Below are 17,544 nucleotides of genomic sequence, written 5' to 3'. Positions count from 1 at the left end.
TACGCTCGCAATGACATTTCTGCATTAGCGAGGCTTATTTAAACATTTACTTTCGCTGTATAAATAAAATCCTATTTTTGCCATAAGTACAAATCGCGTTAGTATGCGATTGGTTTTTTATAATTCATTTTTTATTAAAATTTAAATCATAGTTGTAGATGATTAGTATTACTCTTCCTGATGGTGCCGTTCGTCAGTACGACAAGGGGATCACTTCCATGCAGATAGCGCTGTCTATCTCCGAAGGTTTAGCACGTAACGTATTAGCTGCCGAAGTAAACGGCGAGGTTTGGGATGCAAGCCGCCCCATTGAAGAAGATTCGGCCGTTAAATTGTTAACCTGGAACGACGCAAAGGGAAAATCAACCTATTGGCATTCGTCAGCCCACTTACTGGCCGAGGCATTGGAAGCTTTGTACCCGGGTACCAAATTTGGTATTGGACCGGCTATCGAAACAGGCTTTTATTACGATGTTGATTTTGGCGACCATGCGTTCTCATCAGACGATTTTAAAAAGATCGAGGACAAGATGGTAGAACTTGCTAAAACCAAAAGCGAATACATTCGCAAACCGGTTAGCAAAGCCGATGCCATTGAATATTTTACCGATAAAGGGGATGAGTACAAACTGGACCTGATCAAAGACCTGCCCGATGGCAGCATAACATTTTACACCCAGGGAAATTTTACCGACCTGTGCCGCGGGCCGCACATCCCTAACACCGGCGCTATCAAAGCTGTAAAACTGATGAGCGTTGCCGGCGCTTATTGGCGCGGCGACGAAAGCCGCAAGCAGCTTACGCGCATCTATGGGGTTACGTTTCCGAAAGCAAGCGAATTGACCGACTACCTGCATGTGATAGAAGAAGCCAAAAAGCGCGACCATCGCAAACTGGGTAAAGAGCTTGAACTTTTTGCTTTTAGCGAAAAAGTGGGCATGGGCTTGCCGTTATGGCTGCCTAAAGGTGCTGCCCTGCGCGAGCGCTTGACAAACTTTTTGCAAAAAGCACAGGTAAAAGCCGGTTACGAGCAGGTAATCACTCCGCACATCGGACATAAAAACCTGTATGTAACATCGGGGCATTATGATAAGTACGGTGCGGATTCTTTTCAGCCGATAAAAACCCCGCAGGAGGGAGAAGAGTTCTTTTTAAAGCCGATGAACTGCCCGCACCACTGCGAGATATATAAAACAAAGCCACGCTCTTACAAAGATCTGCCGGTTCGATTGGCAGAGTTCGGTACCGTTTACCGGTACGAACAAAGCGGCGAGCTTCATGGCTTAACCCGTGTACGCGGCTTTACACAGGATGATGCGCACTTATTTTGTCGCCCCGACCAGGTAAAGGATGAGTTTAAAAAGGTAATAGACCTGGTATTGTATGTATTCGGCGCTTTGGGCTTTGATAATTACATTGCACAGGTATCGCTGCGCGACCCCAATAACAAAGCTAAATACATCGGTACCGACGAGAATTGGGCATTGGCCGAATCATCAATTATTGAGGCTGCCGAAGAAAAAGGATTGCCAACCGTAGTGGAGTACGGTGAAGCGGCTTTCTACGGGCCTAAGCTCGATTTTATGGTGAAGGATGCTTTAGGCCGAAAATGGCAATTAGGAACTATCCAGGTGGATTATAACCTGCCGGAGCGTTTTGAGCTGGAATACACCGGCGCAGACAACCAGAAACATCGCCCGGTAATGATACACAGGGCGCCGTTTGGCTCGCTCGAACGCTTTGTTGCAGTATTAATAGAGCATTGCGCGGGTAATTTCCCGTTATGGTTATCGCCTGAGCAATTTATTATTTTGCCGATCTCCGAAAAATATGAAGATTATGCAAAAAAACTTTCAGATGAGTTAAAAGATTCCGATATTTGCGGGCTGATTGACTTTAGAGATGAAAAAATAGGTCGTAAAATACGCGACGCTGAAGTTAAAAAGATCCCATATATGCTCATTGTAGGCGAAAAGGAAGCTTCCGAAGGGTTAGTTTCGGTTCGCAGGCATGGTACAGGCGATTTGGGAAGCATGAGCATTGAAGATTTTAAAAAACAAATAATTACAGAAATAACAGTATAACTTGGCTTTAAACAAACCTTTCAACAGAGGACCCAGGCTTCCATTTAAGAAAAAAGAGGCTGAACATAATATCAACCAGTTTATAAGGGCACAAGAGGTGCGCCTTGTTGGCGATAACGTGGAACAAGGCGTTTACTCATTAAGAGATGCTTTGGCTATTGCCCAGGAGCAGGAACTTGACCTGGTTGAAATATCTCCGAACGCAGTACCTCCCGTTTGTAAAGTAACAGATTATAACAAATTTGTTTACGAACAAAAGAAAAAGCTTAAAGAGATAAAGAGCAATGCCAAGCAAACCGTTATTAAGGAGATCCGTTTCGGACCGAATACTGATGACCATGACTTTGAATTTAAATTAAAGCATGCTCAAAAGTTTTTAGAATCAGGCGAAAAGGTAAGGGCTTACGTACACTTTAAAGGCCGCGCAATTGTTTACAAAGAACAAGGCGAGATTTTATTACTGCGTTTTGCGCAGGCCCTTGAAGATTTAGGTAAAGTAGAGCAATTGCCAAAACTTGAAGGAAAGAGGATGTTTTTAACGGTTGCTTCAAAAGCGCAAAAAAAGTAGATATGAGATGTTAGATATGAGATTTGAGACTTGTCTTGAACTCACCTAACAAATTGAATAGTAAAAACCGGGAAATGAAGTATGCCGGTGTGGGAGTAGTATCTCACATCTCGTATCTCAAATCTCACATCTAAATAAATAAATAGAGTTATGCCAAAAATGAAAACCAATTCCAGTGCAAAAAAGCGTTTTAAGCTTACTGGAACCGGTAAAATTGCCAGAAAGAATGCTTTCAAAAGCCACATCTTAACCAAGATGTCGACAAAACGCAAGCGTAACCTTAGTCACACAAGTTTGGTTTCAAACGCTGACATGGGTAACGTTAAACGTATGCTTTGCATTGGCAAGTAATTAAACAAATTTTTAACCAGGTATTAGAGTCAAAAAGCTTCCGAGAGGGACACTCACTACCAAAAAACAAACAAAATGCCACGTTCAGTTAACGCAGTAGCGTCCAGAAGACGCAGGAAAAGAATCATGAACCTCGCCAAAGGTTATTGGGGTTCACGCAGCAAGGTTTACACCGTTGCTAAAAACACGGTAGAAAAAGGTTTACAATACGCATACCGCGACCGTAAAACCAAGAAAAGAGAATTCAGGGCTTTATGGATACAACGTATCAACGCAGGTGCCCGCCAACACGGTATTTCTTACTCGCAATTAATAGGTAAGTTAGCCGCTAAAGAAATCGGTTTAAATCGTAAGGTTTTAGCTGATCTGGCGATGAACCATCCTGATGCTTTCAAAGCGATCATCGACGCTGTAAAATAAGCCATATACGCCCGGAAACGGAACTTATAATAAAATCCCGATAGCTTTTCAGCTACCGGGATTTTTATTTATATACCTATTATTTAGCAATGATCATGAACTCCGTCCGCCGGTTCAACGCGCGGTTTTCGTCGGACGTGTTTGGCGCAATGGGCTGCGCTTCGCCGTACCCTTTGTAAACCAGGCGGGTTGCTAAGATGCCATTTGCCGACAAATATTGGTATACCGAATTAGCCCTTTTTTCTGATAGCGCTATGTTAGTTTCAGTGTTACCTACATCATCCGTATATCCCGATATTTCGATCTTAACGGTAGGGTTGAGCTGTAAAAATTCTATCAATTTTTGCAGTTCGGCTTTCGATTCGGCTCTTAACTCAAACTTATTGGTATCAAAAAATATATTCCTTAATATCACTTTATTACCCACCTCAATAGGCGCTAGCAATACGGAAAGGTCAAATGCCTTTTTATCTTTAAGCCCTATCAGCGAAAAGTTATCCGAATAAAACAAATATCCTTCGCGTGATATATTTAAGCCATAATTTTTTCCGGCCGAGAGAGTGGCCAGAAACTCCCCGAGATCTGTCGAACTGTAGTCCTGATACACTGGGATATTCTTTTGCAGGTCGATGATCTCCACGGCTGCTTCTAACGGTTGTTTAGTCTTTTTATCTGCCACGGTGCCTTTAACATAAGTAACGATATTGGGCCGCAGGTTTGGCGGCAATTCAAACGTGTAAATATCATAACCACCAAAGCCCTTCAAATTATTTGACGAAAAGAAAGCGAATGAGCCGTTTGCCGTAAGCGTTAAACCATTTTCGTCCCCGCTGGAGTTGATAGGATAGCCCAGGTTCTCGGGCTTTTGCCATTTACCATCTTTGCCAAGTCGGCTTACAAAAAGGTCTTTGCCTCCCATACCCGGCCACCCATTGCTGGAAAAGTAAAAAGTACTGTCGTCAGGGTGTATAAACGGCGATTGCTCGTCATAAGCCGTATTTATCTGCGGACCCATATTTTCAGGTTCGCTCCAGCCTTTATCGCTCAGGGTCGACTTCCAGATATCGTAACCGCCATAGCCTCCTTTACGGTTACTTACAAAATACAAGGTACGCCCGTCGGCACTGATTGAGGGCTGCGCTTCCCAGCCCGATGTATTAACCGGGGCGCTCAGGCTAAACGGCTTTGCCCAATCGTTGCCTTTTTTCTGCGCGATATAAATGTCACACCGGCCCAAACCATCAGGCCTGTTGCAACCGGTAAAAAAAAGGTACTTGCCATCCTGCGAGATAGACTGCGCACCTTCGTTATATGCCGAAGTATTAATTATATTGCTCAGATAGCCAGCCTTTTGCCAGTTATTATTTAATTTAACGCTTTTATAAAAATCTTCATTATTATCAATCTTACGGGTAAATATCAGTGTACTTTCGTCAGCCGTGGCAACAGGTAAATATTCATCGGCAGCGGTGTTTATCTCAGGGCCCATATTTACAGGTACAAAACTAACCGGTTGTTTTAAGGCCTGTATGCTAAACTTGCAATCGGCTATCAGCTTTTGGGCATAAGCTATATTTTGTGGGGTAATATTGGGGTAGGTAAGGTATTTTTCCAGGTGGTGCAAGGCCGGCTCGTACATGGCAGCAGTAAGTTCACAATCGCCGATTTTTAGGTAAACCGCACGGTTATACTCCGGGTCAAGTTCAATAACTTTCAGAAAATGCATAATAGCGGGCTTATAAACGCGCCTCATGCGTAAAACATCGGCCAATTGCGCATGGGCCTCAACAAATTTTGGATCTGCTTTTATAGCCTGCTCTAACTGGCTTATCGCTCCGTCATACAAATGCTCGTCAAGGCTCTGATTGGCCAGGGCGAATTGTTTGATAGCCTCTCTGTCGGTAGTAGAGTATTGCCTTTGCTGGCCAAATGCGTTTGCATAAAGCGCTAATAACAGTATATACAGAAACCAGGTTTTGCGCATTAGTAACTGATACGATAATCAATACACTAAGTTACATTATTAAGGGATATTTAGGTACTTATGTGTTTGCAGGGATATTTCCCATTGTGGGTTAGCCATTACATAGTCTACAATAAGGGGGGTCATTTCGGTGTGCTTAGACCACTCGGGCTGCAGGTAAAGCTTGCAGTTTGGGCCTACAAGCTTAGCATTATGCTCGGCAAACGCAAAATCTGATTTATTGAAGATGATAACCTTTAACTCGTTCGCTTTATCTGCCACCACCTGCATAGGCGCTTTAAATTTTTTTGGCGAAAGGCATATCCAGTCCCAACTGCCCGAAAGCGGGTAGGCGCCGGATGTTTCAATAAAAGTTTTAATGCCTTTGTGCTGCAGGTTTTGGGTAAGATAATCGAGATTATATATTAAAGGCTCGCCGCCGGTAACTACCACCGCTTTCGATGGAAATGTTGAAGCGTTCTCAACAATAGCATCTGCAAGGGTAAGCGGATGCAGTTCGGCATCCCAGCTTTCCTTAACATCGCACCAGTGACAGCCTACATCGCAGCCCCCAAGGCGGATAAAATATGCGGCTTTGCCTGTATTGTATCCCTCTCCCTGTATCGTATAAAACGCTTCCATTAAAGGAAGCAGTGTGCCATCTTCCGGAACCTGGTGTGCCATAATAGGGCGCAAAAATAAGGTTAATGCAGAAAGCACAAAGCTAAAAGCTTTTTTATTTACAGTAATATGTCTTTTTGTTAAACATTTGTAGCCCAGCTATTTTTGATATATATTTAACTGATATTTAAGCTTTGCCCCCTTTTACCAGTCGCTTTATGAAAAAAATCTTACTTCCGTTAATGCTGCTGGGCATGCTATGCCTTAGCTCGTGCGTAGATATTGAGGAACGTTACGATTTTAAAGCCAATGGCGCCTGTAATGTAATTTATGGCTTTGATATGAGTAAGGCCGTATCGGTATTAATGAACCTGATGACCGACTCTGTACGCGAAACACCTCAATTTGGTATGGTAAAAGATACCACACTGAATTTTTACAGCGCCCTGCCCGATAGTATTTCGCAAAAGATGAATGCCGAAGAAATGAAAATGGCGCAAGGCAGTGAGCTTGCCGTTAAAATGGACCTGAAAAATAATATAATGAAGGTAAGCATTAAGCACGAGGCTAAAAACGCTGCCGACCTGCGGTACTACCTGCAGCACCTGAGCAGTATATCTATGAACAGCCAGCTAAACAACGTTACTAACAATGATAAGGTAAAAGCTTTTGATACGCAGCCGCTTATTACCGGCCAAAGCTATTATAACTACGAAATAACCGACCATAAATTTTATCGCGTAATTGACAAGGATAAGTTTAATGCTTTCCTGAAAAAGGCCGGTTCTAAATTTGCTATGGCCAAGGCTATGCTGATAGATATGCCGTATAAAGTGATCCTAAACTTTGCCAGGCCGGTGAAAAAAGTCGATAATTCAAAGGCTGTACTATCTGCCGACAGAAGGCAGGTTGTCCTTATAACCAGTATGGATGAGGTGATGAAGAACCCCGCGCTGATGAACCTGAAAATAGATTTTTGATTACTTCTTGAGTCGATAACACGAATGTAGCGTCATTTTGACTGCGCAATTACAAGGGACTATTTGGGGTACTGTCTAACTAACTACCGGTAAAAGATTTCCGTCCATCATCCGAAATGACAGGATGGTGAAATAACTTCCTGCCCTTACCACGAGAAAGAATCGTGCAGGTCCGTCGTTTTACACGCCTGGCAACTTACCGCTTCCTTACAATATCCCCGATAATCATATCGGCATGGATGCGCGAGTTTTCTATGAACCAAAGGTGTGTATCTAACCCGCCGCAAACCACACCGGCAAGGTAAAGGCCCGGCTGGTTGGTTTCCATTGTTTCGGGGTTATAGGTGGGTATAAATTTATCTTTGGTTAATGTAATGCCCAGTTTAGACAAAAAATCGAAGTTGGGCTTATAGCCCGTCATCGCCATCACAAAATCATTAGGGATGGTTATCTTGCCGTCGGGCGTATCAATATCCACTTCAGTTTGCCGTATGGCCGCCAGGTTCGAGTTAAAGTACGCTTTTATACTGCCTTCTTTTATCCGGTTGAGTATATCGGGCCGTACCCAGTACTTCACACGTTTGCTGATCTCGTCGCTGCGTATTACCAAAGTAACTTCGGCTCCTTTGCGATATGTCTCTAAGGCCACATCAATTGCCGAATTGCTGCTGCCCACCACCACCACTTTTTGCAGGGTGTAATAATGCGGGTCCTGGTAGTAATGTTTTACTTTGGGCAGGTTTTCGCCGGGGATATCGAGGTTCACCGCTATATCGTAAAAGCCCGTGCTCAGGATAACCTTTTTAGCCAGATAAGTGCGTTTTGAACTGGTTATCTCATAGCCGCCATCAACAGGCTTTACGGCGGTTACCTCTTCAAATAAATTCAGCGGCAGTTTGTTGGATAGCGCAACCCTGCGGTAATATTCAAGCGCGTCGGCGCGGGTAGGTTTATTGTTTACGGTAACAAAAGGTACGCCGCCGATCTCCAGTTTTTCGGACGTAGAGAAGAACGTCATTGTAGAAGGGTAGTTGTACAACGAGTTTACGAGGCAGCCTTTCTCCACAATAACAAAGCTTAAACCTGCTTTTTGCGCTGCCAGGCCGCATGCCAGGCCAATAGGGCCGCCGCCAATGATCAATATATCCAGCATGCTGCTAAGATAGGCAGTTATGCGCAAGAAAATATCGAATAATGAATGCTGAATGTCAAATTTTGAAGGAGCGCTGTTCAAAAGGGAAGAGAACAGAAAATCGTGAAATAAAAATGGGATAAGCTACTTTTATCGCGCCGCTCAACTCTCTACCCTTGCTGCGTTCCCACCCTGGGGGAGTTCAAGAGGAGCTGGCCGTAAAAGACTTATCCCGGCGCAAAGATAGAAAAAGGATGGATTTTAGGTTAACAAATTATTAAAAAACGAAATTACCCTAAATAAGCATTGATTATCAAAGGGATAATTTGTTATAAGTCCGCCTGCCGCTTACCTTTATAACGCCCCTGCGACTGTTTCTGCATGCGTAATTAAAGCTTTTGCCCCGCTTTTGTTAAAGGGCACCAAAAAAGTTATATGTTTGGCATACCATGCTTTTGGCCACTGTTATTTATTTAATTATGCTTTTCGGCGCTGCTTATGCCAGCTATAAAACCGGCAAACTCACGTCCGGCGGCGCGGTTATGGGTATTATGGTGGCCATATCAATATACCTGGGCACCGGCCTTAAGGGCATTGCTATGCTGGCGGCGTTTTTTATATCGGCTACTATTGCAACATCTCACAGCAAGGGCAAAAAACCGGCAGGCAGTAACACCCACCAGGAAAAGCGCGATGCAACGCAGGTATTGGCCAACGGAGGTTTGCCGGCATTGATAGGTTTGGTCGCGTTTATAATCCCCGGGAACGATTTATTAGCAACGGTGTTAACGGCAGCAGCGTTTGCGTCAGCAACGGCCGATACCTTATCATCAGAACTGGGCACGGTTTACGGGAAACGCTTTTATAATATCATAAACTTCCGCGCTGATGAAAATGGCAGGGACGGGGTGATCAGCGTGGAGGGGACACTGATCGGTATAGCAGGCTCAACAATTATAGCCGCTACGTTTGCCGCAAGCTCCGGATTAAACAGCACGTTCCTTTATATCATTATAGCTGGTACTGCAGGCAACCTCGCCGATTCCGTTTTAGGCGCCACGCTCGAAAGAAAGGGGCTGATGAACAATAATGAGGTGAATTTTATAAATACAGTTACAGCAGCAGCGATATGCTGTTTACTGATATATTTATAACTATTACTTCAGCACCACCTGGGCGGTGTTCCTGCTGGTTTGTTTCATCAGCACTGCTTTACCTGTGGTAAGTTCCTCAACAGCGGCCATGGTATAATGCCGCAAGGTTATCAGCGTAAGTTCGCTATTGTATTTTACTTTAAAAGACGCCTTTAGAGCCTGCAGCAATTTCTCAAAGCGTTCGGCGCTAAAATCTATACAGGCGGTAAAGCTCAAAGCCGATGTTTGCATCATATTCACTTTTACGTGATGCCGGGCAAACAAACCGAATATTTCGCTTAAGTGACTTTCTGATATAAACGAATAATCAGTAGCCGATATAGATAGCAGCACCTGGTTTTGCTTTACAATGATAACCGGCTTTTCAAACTTGTTTACCGCGCTTTCCTTTATCACGGTGCCGGGGGCGTCCGGGTGGGTAAAAGGTTTAACCAATAAAGGTATGTTAGCGTTTTGCAGCGGTTTTATAGTTTTTGGGTGGATGACACTCGCGCCGTAATAGGTCATTTCAATGGCTTCCTGGTAACTCAGCTCGTCAAATTTGATGGTATCTGCAAAAAACTTCGGGTCGGCGTTTAAAATTCCCGGTACATCCTTCCAGGTAGTTACCGATTCGGCCCCCAGGCATGCCGCAAATATCGATGCCGTATAGTCCGATCCTTCGCGGCCCAGTGTTGTCGTAAAATTTTCGGATGTGCCGCCCAGGAAGCCCTGTGTCACCACAATTCCGTTATTTAACAACGCGGGTATATCCTTCCGGATGCTTGCACGTGTTTTATCCCAATCCACAACGCCTTCGCGGTAGGTGTTATCGGTATGGATGTACCCTCGCACATCAAGCCATTTATTGCTAATGCCGGTATGGTTAAGCCAGGCGTTAACTATGCGGGTGGATACCAGTTCGCCGATAGAAACGATCTGGTCGTAGATAAAGTCGTAATCGTCGTGCGGCTCGTCCTCTATCATCCAGTCTATCTCCACAAAGGTGTTGGCGATCTCGTCAAATACCGGGTGGCCTTCGCCAAATAGCTCGTGCGCAATGTGGTAATGATACTCCTTTACCTCCTCAAATATTTGGTGCAGGTCTTCGGTGCCGTTGAAATAAGCATCGGTAAGCTTTTCGAGCGCGTTGGTGGTTTTACCCATGGCTGATACCACAATCAGCAGCTGACGGCCGCTGTAATTGCTTATCACGTTTCCCAGATTGATAACACCCTGCGCATCTTTAACTGATGCGCCGCCAAACTTAAATACCAGCATTTTTATGTATATATTGTGAAGCCACAGACTGAGGCCGCATTAATTTTTTTATTTGCGAATAGGGCAGTATCAACTCGGTTTGGCCGGCTGCATAAGGCTTAATTTCGTACTGATTGTAAACAAAACGGATGCCGAGCGGCGTAATGGAATAATTTTCATTCAGCGCGAATTTATTGTCCTTAAAAAAGTAATCGCGCGCCAGCGAGGAAGTGTCTGATAGTTTTTCGTCTTTTCTGAATATCTTTTCGGCGATCTTCGCCAGTTCGGGTTGATAGCCGCTTACCATAATATCGTCCAGTGTAACGTTTTTATCGGTTTTGCCATCCCAGTTAATAAAGCCGGTAAAGCTTGCCCCGTGGGCGCCACCCTGAAAGGTGTAGCCGCCATATTCCAGCGTAACCAGGGCCGAATCCTGACCGATAACTTTGGCATATGTATCCAGTGTAAAGAACATCTGTGTTCGCGGGTCATCCTTTTTAAAGGCCGTGTACGACTTCAGAAATTTGGCAGCCAGCGCATTCAGGCTGGTATCGGGATTTTCGCCAAGCATAAAAATGTTTAGCAGCTTGTGCTTTATGGTATCGTTCAGCACATGCTTATCTTTAAACTGCGGATAGCTTATTTTTACTACTGTGCAACTGCTATCGGGCTTATTACCGCAATCGGCAGCGCGTTCATGTATAGTTTGATAAGCATAGGCAAGGGTATCTCTAAAAACACCATTAGGGTCTTTTTTTGCCGGTGCGCCCCATTCGCATGAACTTAAGCCCAAAACAATTAAAAGCAGGAGTGACGTTACTCTCATCATTATATATTTAGTGATCAATGATTGTCGATTTTCATCTGCAAATCTTATAAATTGGCGATCTGCTCTTTAGATAGCGACGCGTTTAGCCAACCTGCCTCAATAGCCGCGCCATATTTTTTATAGAAGGTAATGGCCGGCTCGTTCCAGTCAAGCACCTGCCATACCATACCGCTATAACCCAGTTCGCGCGTTTCCTGGAATAACCTGTCAAACAATATCTTACCAATTCCACGGCCGCGGTATTCTTCGGTCACTATCAGGTCTTCCAGGTACAGGCGGCTGCCTTTCCAGGTAGAATAACGCACATAGTACAAGGCAAACGCCACAATTTTACCATCGGTTTCGGCTACAAAAGCCTTCCAAACAGGTTTGCTGCCAAAGCCGGCATCTTCAAATTCTTCAAGGGTAACGGTTACTTCATCCGGCGCGCGCTCAAATAAAGCCAGTTCGTTAACCAGTTCCATCAATCGCGGGCAATCTTGCTTTTGGGCAATGCGTATACTAAAATTATTTGTCATCGAGTCATTAGGTCATTGAGTCATTACTCAATATTTATTTATTAAAACCACTCACAATTCATCACTTACTAATTATTTCTTAGCCCTTCCGCCAAAAATAGTGCTGCCCAGGCGCACCATATTGCTGCCCTGCTCAATGGCTAACTTATAATCGGCCGACATACCCATCGATAGCGTATCAAACGTGTCATCCTTACGGAAAAAGCTGGTTTTAATGCCATCAAAAAAAGTTTTTAGCTCGTAATATTCTTCCTTTATCTGTTTTTCGTTAGCGGTATTGGTGGCAATGCCCATTAACCCGCGTATGCGGATATTTTTCAGGGCCGCGTATTCTTCGCTGCGCAAGAATTCAATAGCCTCGTCAAAACCCAAACCAAACTTGGTCTCTTCGTCGGCAATGTAAATTTGCAGCAGGCAGTCAATAACGCGGTTGTTTTTTAATGCATGTTTATTTATTTCCTGTAAAAGCTTCATGCTGTCTACAGATTGTATCATGCTGATGAACGGCGCAATGTATTTAACCTTATTGGTTTGCAGGTGGCCTATCAAATGCCATTCAATATCCTGTGGCAACTGTTCCTGCTTTTCAACCAGCTCCTGTACGGTGTTCTCACCAAATAAGCGCTGCCCGGCATCGTACGCCTCTTGCAGGTCGGCCACGGGTTTGGTTTTAGAAACTGCCAGCAGGGCAACATTTATATTGCTGGTTTCGTTATTTAGGCTTTTGATGTTATCTGCAATGCTCATTAATGCGTAATTTTGTTTTTATAACGCCGCTAAATTACAGAATGCAAAAATATATAAGCTTGTTTTTTTCAGTATTGCTTGGTTTAACCGCCTGCCAAAGCAACCAGTTACCCGAGGGCGTTATGAAAGAACAGCAAATGATAAGCCTGTTAACAGACATACACCTAACCGACGGCGAGATATATATGGTACCGCAAATACCCGATAGCATGTACAAATATGCCAGCGCCAAGTTTAACAACGTATTTAAAAAACACCATACTACTGATGCGGCTTTTAAAAAGAGCCTAAAATATTACACAACGCAACCCGAGCAACTGCAGGATATGTATAATAAGATAGATGCTATCCTGAAAGCAAAATTAGATTCGACCAATAAAGCGGCAATTAAGCCAAAACCCGAGGCGCCAACCAAAACGCCGGATACGATAAAACGTGCAGATACCGCAAGGACAGCAAACCCGCTACATCGTACAAAGGGTAATAAACACCTTCTAAAATCTGTTCAATAATGCTATACCCCCAAAATAGCGCGGATAAACTTGGGTTTACCGAAGTAAAACAACTGATAAAGGCCCATTGCTTAAGCGTAATGGGGCAGGAGATGGTAGATAAGATACAGGTGATGAGCAATTATGACCTGATAGCTAAATTTTTAAACCAGGCAAACGAGTTTAAAAATATCCTGCAAAATGATGCGGCGTTGCCCATCAATAATTTTTTCGACATAAAATCGCTGGCCAATAAAGCCCGCATAGAAGGCTCTTTTTTATCTGAGGAGGAGTTTTTCCAGGTGCAGGCGTCATTAACCACGGTGTTTGCGGTTATAGCTTATTTTAACGAACGTGAAGGCCTTTACCCAAACCTGGAGGCTTTGTTTGAGCACCTGCCGATAGAAAAAGCTATCCTGAAAAAGATAGATGCCATTATTGACCCTAAGGGGAAGATACGCCATAACGCATCGCGCGAACTGATGGAGATCACTGCAGGCATAGCCAAAGCCGAGCAGGAGGCGCGTAAAAAGATCGACCAGATATTTAAGGCTGCTACCGGCAACGGGTGGACGGCGGATGGCTCATTAACCGTGCGCGACGGGCGCCTGTGTATCCCGCTGCTGGCCGAAAACAAGCGGAAGGTTAAGGGATTTATTCATGATGAGTCTGCGTCAGGGCAAACGGTTTACCTTGAGCCCGAGGAGGTGTTCTCGCTCAATAACCGCATACGCGACCTGGAATTTGATCGTCGTCGCGAGATCATTAAAATACTAACCACCTTGACCGACGACCTGAGGCCTTATGTGCCACTGTTAGTATCATACCACGGCTTGCTTACCAAGCTGGATTTTGTGCGCGCCAAAGCGTTGTTTGCTATTGATATCGACGCCGAAATGCCAAAAGTAGTGAACGAGGCACGGTTAAGGCTTATGAACGCCCGCCACCCGTTATTGTTACTGAGCTTTAAAAAGGATCATAAAACAGTAGTACCGCTTAATGTAGGTATCGACGAAAGCACCAGGGTAATTGTAGTATCGGGCCCAAATGCCGGCGGAAAATCCGTTTGTATGAAAACCGTTGGCCTGTTACAATTAATGGTGCAGGCGGGGTTGCTGATACCGGCAAGCGCCGATAGTGTAGCAGGCGTGTTTAAACAGGTTTTTGTTGACATAGGCGACGACCAATCGATTGAAAGCGACCTGAGTACTTATAGTGCGCACCTATCGAAAATGAAGAAGTTTGTGGAGGATGCCAACGGTAAAACACTGATACTGATAGACGAGTTTGGCACCGGTACCGACCCGCAGTTTGGCGGGCCCATTGCCGAGGCCGTGCTGGAAGCGCTGAACCATAAAAAGGTTAGGGGTATGGTTACCACGCATTACTCTAACCTGAAGATATTTGCCAGTAACACCGAAGGGATCGAGAACGCCTCGATGCTGTTTAACAATACCGAAATGCTGCCCATGTATATGCTGGAAGTTGGCAAACCGGGCAGCTCGTACGCTTTTGAAATAGCCCAAAAAATAGGTTTGCCGCAAAACGTACTTAACCTGGCCAAAAACAAAATAAGCAGCGGCCAAAAAAAGGTTGATAGTTTGCTGGTTGACCTTGAACGCGAGAAGAAGGAGATATTTGACACCAAATTAAAGCTGGATAAGCAGCAGCGCCGCGTGGATAGCCTGCTTGCCGAGAACGAAGAACTAAAAAGCTTTTTAGACGAAAACCGTAAGAGTCTGCTTAAAGAGGCCAAACAGGAAGCTAAAAACATTATCCTGAATGCCAATAAACTGGTTGAAAACACCATTGCCGAAATTAAAAGCAGCAATGCCGATAAGGAAGTAACCAAAACCCTGCGCGATAACCTGAACGCCGAGGTGCAGCGTAATACCGTTAAACCCGACGTTGTTAAGGCAAAACCGGCGGTTGATGAAGAAATAAAACCCGGCGACTGGGTTAAACTGATTGACGGGGATACTACCGGGCAGGTAATAGAACTGATAAAAGATAATGTAGTAATCGCCATGGGCGAACTGCGTACCGTGGTAAAAAAGAAACGTGTGGAAAAAGTAGCCAAATCTACTGTGCCTAAAGAGATACGGCGCAGCGGAATAAGTCACACGGGGGATATTGCAAGCTTTAGCCCCGAAATAGATGTGCGCGGTATGCGTACCGAAGATGCGCTGTTCGCTATTGAAAAACTGTTCGACCGTGCGCTGATGATGGGTTTCGGTACCCTCAAAATTTTGCACGGTAAGGGGGATGGCATTCTGCGTAAAATGATACGGCAATATTTAAAAAAATACGACCAGGTTGACCGTATGGAAGACGAACACCCAGACCGGGGCGGGCAAGGCGTAACATATGTTTATCTAAAATAGTGATATAAGTTTAACAGGGCCAGGTGCGATTCCCTCCCAACGGGAGGGTGCAGGGAGGGGTTTAATAAAGCGATGTACTACGTTAACCCCTCCCTGCCACTACACAAGTCCTACACGCCCCTCCCTGGGGAGGCAACTGAGAATACATTAACAATAAATTTAGTATGAAACGACCTGTGTTTTTTCTGTTTCTGTCCTTATCATTTGCCTGCATTAGCTGCGGGGCGCAAACTATCATCAGGTTTGATAACCAAAATATCAAATTTATGGGGCGCATAGCGCTTACAGATAGCGCTGCGCAGCTTACCTGGACGGCATCATCCGTACTGATAAACTTTAACGGAACATCAGCTAAGGCAACGTTAAAGGACAATACGGGGATGGACAGGGTAACGGTAGTAGTCGATGGCAGGGTAACCAATACCACCATTCAGCCTGCTATAAACCCAACAGAATATACGCTTGTAAGCGGACTGCCAAAGGGCAAACACCGGTTAGAACTGTTTAAACGGACGGAGTATGACATAGGCACCTTATCTTTTTATAGTTTTAATTTAGACGGGAAGATATTGCCGCCGCCAAATTTCGCGCATACGATGGAGTTTTACGGAAACTCTATAACGTGTGGGTATGCCATTGAGGATACTGCAGGCAAAGACAGGGGCACAGCCGAATTTGAGAACGGTTATAAAAGCTACGCTAATATTACCGCGCGACATTTTAACGCCTATTATCATTCCATATCAAAAAGCGGAATTGGAGTGGTTATCAGCTGGTTTAATTATGTAATGCCGGATATATATGACCGTGTGAACGCGAACGATTCTACCAAAAAGTGGAATTTTAAGAAGTATACGCCCCAACTGGTGGTGGTAAACCTGTTCCAAAACGACTCGTGGTTAGCGACGAATAAGGATCATCCGGAATTTAAAAGGTTATTTGGCACTGAGCCGCCTACACCAGCGTATATAATCGATCATTACCAAAAGTTTATAGCATCTATCCGCAGCAAATACCCCAAAGCAAAGATCATATGTGCCTTAGGTGCAATGGATGCCACCAAAACTGGTTCGGCCTGGCCGGGATATATCGAAAAGGCGGTAGCAGGCTTGCATGATAAAGCGATCTACACGCATTTTTTTCCTTATAAGAACACTCCGGGTCACCCGAGCGCCGCTGAGCAGCAGGCAATGGCCGATGACCTGATAGGGTTTATCGAAAAGACTTTTAAATGGTAATGGTGAATAGTGAGCGGTGAATGGTGAGTAGTTGGGATATCAACCTTCCACCATTCTCTACTCACCGTTTTATACTCAGCCCATCACTCCCCAACCTTTTGCTGATCCGGTAGTTCGTCGTAGCCGGCAACGTCTCCATCGGCATTAGTGCCCGAAGTATCCCCGTCGTTATCGGCGGTACCTTCCTGGTAGCTTTGCTGCGATTGGTTGCGGTTATCCGCTGTATCACTGTCATTTTCCTCGCCGTCCTTTGCGGGCCCCTCGTTTTCACTGTCAGATTGCCCGGTTGGTACAGCACCTGTAGATTCGGTATAATTTGACTGCCCTAACTGGTTGGGATCTTTAAAATTATTGTTCTCAGGATGTTCTTCAGATGGTTCGGTGCGCTTGAAATAGTCATTACTATATCCTGCGTTTTGCGATGGATTATTGCCATCGTCGCCCGAAGGGGTGTTGCTATTTTCGCCAAAGCGGTCGCCACCCGCGCCATTGGCTTCCATACCAGGTTCGTTGCCGGTTTTTTCTTCACTGCCAAACATAAAGGCGGTGCGGCGCAGGTCCTTTTCTTCCAGGTTATCGTCATCCTCTACGCGGTAAGCACGTGGTTTATCCTGTTCGTTATTATCATTATATGCTGTCATGATGTTATAAATTGATGTATATAATAAAGGTTTGAGATATTTAATTGTTTGAATAGATCTTACCGTTGCGTTCCTTTTCTTGCTTCGCGCACAAAAGTGTTTTATATATAGAATAGCGTTCACAAAACTCAAGGGTCACTAAAAAAGTATAAATAATTCATTATCAATATTTTAAAACTATTTA

At 44.5% G+C, this 17,544-nt stretch carries 17 protein-coding genes and 1 other RNA gene; 9 read left to right on the top strand and 9 right to left on the bottom strand.

What is annotated here, in order from left to right:
* Positions 1 to 158: 158 nt before the first annotated feature.
* The 4 genes from thrS (at position 159) to rplT (ending at position 3,423) form a co-directional block, all read left to right on the top strand.
* Positions 159 to 2,084: a threonine--tRNA ligase gene (gene thrS / locus HDC91_RS02700; RefSeq protein ID WP_183548233.1), complete on the top strand. Its 1,926-nt coding sequence runs from the start codon at positions 159 to 161 to the stop codon at positions 2,082 to 2,084.
* A gap of 1 nt (position 2,085) precedes the next feature.
* Positions 2,086 to 2,652 (top strand): translation initiation factor IF-3, encoded by a 567-nt coding sequence (gene infC, locus HDC91_RS02695; RefSeq protein WP_162432339.1) that lies wholly within the window; start codon positions 2,086 to 2,088, stop codon positions 2,650 to 2,652.
* Positions 2,653 to 2,802: 150 nt separating this feature from the next.
* Positions 2,803 to 3,003 (top strand): 50S ribosomal protein L35, encoded by a 201-nt coding sequence (gene rpmI, locus HDC91_RS02690; protein WP_162432340.1) that lies wholly within the window; start codon positions 2,803 to 2,805, stop codon positions 3,001 to 3,003.
* Positions 3,004 to 3,078: 75 nt separating this feature from the next.
* Positions 3,079 to 3,423, top strand: a complete 345-nt coding sequence (rplT, locus tag HDC91_RS02685) for a 50S ribosomal protein L20 (RefSeq protein WP_067059791.1) — start codon at positions 3,079 to 3,081, stop codon at positions 3,421 to 3,423.
* Between the two features lie 79 nt (positions 3,424 to 3,502).
* On the opposite strand, the gene HDC91_RS02680 is transcribed toward rplT, so the two are convergent.
* On the bottom strand, positions 3,503 to 5,407 hold the full coding sequence (locus tag HDC91_RS02680; RefSeq protein WP_183548231.1) for an OmpA family protein: 1,905 nt from the start codon (positions 5,405 to 5,407) through the stop codon (positions 3,503 to 3,505).
* Positions 5,408 to 5,446: 39 nt separating this feature from the next.
* Complete coding sequence (locus tag HDC91_RS02675) at positions 5,447 to 6,070, bottom strand: 7-carboxy-7-deazaguanine synthase QueE (RefSeq protein WP_183548229.1); 624 nt, start codon at positions 6,068 to 6,070, stop codon at positions 5,447 to 5,449.
* A gap of 155 nt (positions 6,071 to 6,225) precedes the next feature.
* Between HDC91_RS02675 and HDC91_RS02670 the strand changes: the two genes are divergently transcribed.
* Complete coding sequence (locus HDC91_RS02670; RefSeq protein WP_183548227.1) at positions 6,226 to 6,987, top strand: hypothetical protein; 762 nt, start codon at positions 6,226 to 6,228, stop codon at positions 6,985 to 6,987.
* A 196-nt stretch (positions 6,988 to 7,183) separates the two neighbouring features.
* On the opposite strand, the gene HDC91_RS02665 is transcribed toward HDC91_RS02670, so the two are convergent.
* A complete protein-coding gene (locus HDC91_RS02665) occupies positions 7,184 to 8,140 on the bottom strand; it encodes a YpdA family putative bacillithiol disulfide reductase (RefSeq protein WP_183548225.1) in 957 nt (318 codons plus the stop codon).
* A 113-nt stretch (positions 8,141 to 8,253) separates the two neighbouring features.
* Positions 8,254 to 8,352, bottom strand: an RNA gene (gene ffs / locus HDC91_RS02660) — signal recognition particle sRNA small type.
* Between the two features lie 246 nt (positions 8,353 to 8,598).
* Here ffs and HDC91_RS02655 point away from each other — a divergent pair.
* Positions 8,599 to 9,273, top strand: a complete 675-nt coding sequence (locus HDC91_RS02655; RefSeq protein WP_183548223.1) for a DUF92 domain-containing protein — start codon at positions 8,599 to 8,601, stop codon at positions 9,271 to 9,273.
* Between the two features lie 3 nt (positions 9,274 to 9,276).
* On the opposite strand, the gene HDC91_RS02650 is transcribed toward HDC91_RS02655, so the two are convergent.
* The 4 genes from HDC91_RS02650 to HDC91_RS02635 all read right to left on the bottom strand — a co-directional run bounded on the left by HDC91_RS02650 (position 9,277) and on the right by HDC91_RS02635 (position 12,606).
* Positions 9,277 to 10,533, bottom strand: coding sequence for an aspartate kinase (locus tag HDC91_RS02650; RefSeq protein ID WP_183548221.1), 1,257 nt, complete (start codon positions 10,531 to 10,533; stop codon positions 9,277 to 9,279).
* Positions 10,520 to 11,341: a DUF3298 and DUF4163 domain-containing protein gene (locus HDC91_RS02645; protein ID WP_183548219.1), complete on the bottom strand. Its 822-nt coding sequence runs from the start codon at positions 11,339 to 11,341 to the stop codon at positions 10,520 to 10,522. Before HDC91_RS02645 ends, HDC91_RS02650 begins: the two co-directional genes overlap by 14 nt.
* A 44-nt stretch (positions 11,342 to 11,385) precedes the next feature.
* Positions 11,386 to 11,859, bottom strand: coding sequence for a GNAT family N-acetyltransferase (locus HDC91_RS02640; protein ID WP_183548217.1), 474 nt, complete (start codon positions 11,857 to 11,859; stop codon positions 11,386 to 11,388).
* A 72-nt stretch (positions 11,860 to 11,931) separates the two neighbouring features.
* On the bottom strand, positions 11,932 to 12,606 hold the full coding sequence (locus HDC91_RS02635) for a YggS family pyridoxal phosphate-dependent enzyme (protein WP_183548215.1): 675 nt from the start codon (positions 12,604 to 12,606) through the stop codon (positions 11,932 to 11,934).
* Between the two features lie 41 nt (positions 12,607 to 12,647).
* Between HDC91_RS02635 and HDC91_RS02630 the strand changes: the two genes are divergently transcribed.
* The 3 genes from HDC91_RS02630 (at position 12,648) to HDC91_RS02620 (ending at position 16,719) form a co-directional block, all read left to right on the top strand.
* Positions 12,648 to 13,118 (top strand): DUF4296 domain-containing protein, encoded by a 471-nt coding sequence (locus tag HDC91_RS02630; RefSeq protein ID WP_183548213.1) that lies wholly within the window; start codon positions 12,648 to 12,650, stop codon positions 13,116 to 13,118.
* The gene (locus HDC91_RS02625; RefSeq protein ID WP_183548211.1) at positions 13,118 to 15,481 is read left to right on the top strand and encodes an endonuclease MutS2; all 2,364 of its coding nucleotides are present in this window, start codon (positions 13,118 to 13,120) and stop codon (positions 15,479 to 15,481) included. Before HDC91_RS02630 ends, HDC91_RS02625 begins: the two co-directional genes overlap by 1 nt.
* 164 nt (positions 15,482 to 15,645) lie before the next feature.
* Positions 15,646 to 16,719 (top strand): SGNH/GDSL hydrolase family protein, encoded by a 1,074-nt coding sequence (locus HDC91_RS02620; protein WP_183548209.1) that lies wholly within the window; start codon positions 15,646 to 15,648, stop codon positions 16,717 to 16,719.
* A gap of 83 nt (positions 16,720 to 16,802) precedes the next feature.
* Here the strand turns inward: HDC91_RS02620 and HDC91_RS02615 are convergent, their stop codons facing one another.
* Positions 16,803 to 17,360, bottom strand: a complete 558-nt coding sequence (locus HDC91_RS02615) for a hypothetical protein (protein WP_183548207.1) — start codon at positions 17,358 to 17,360, stop codon at positions 16,803 to 16,805.
* Between the last annotated feature and the right edge of the window lie 184 nt (positions 17,361 to 17,544).

Source organism: Mucilaginibacter sp. AK015 (assembly GCF_014200785.1).
Taxonomy (GTDB): Bacteria; Bacteroidota; Bacteroidia; order Sphingobacteriales; family Sphingobacteriaceae; genus Mucilaginibacter.
This window is presented reverse-complemented; position numbering and strand designations above follow the sequence as displayed.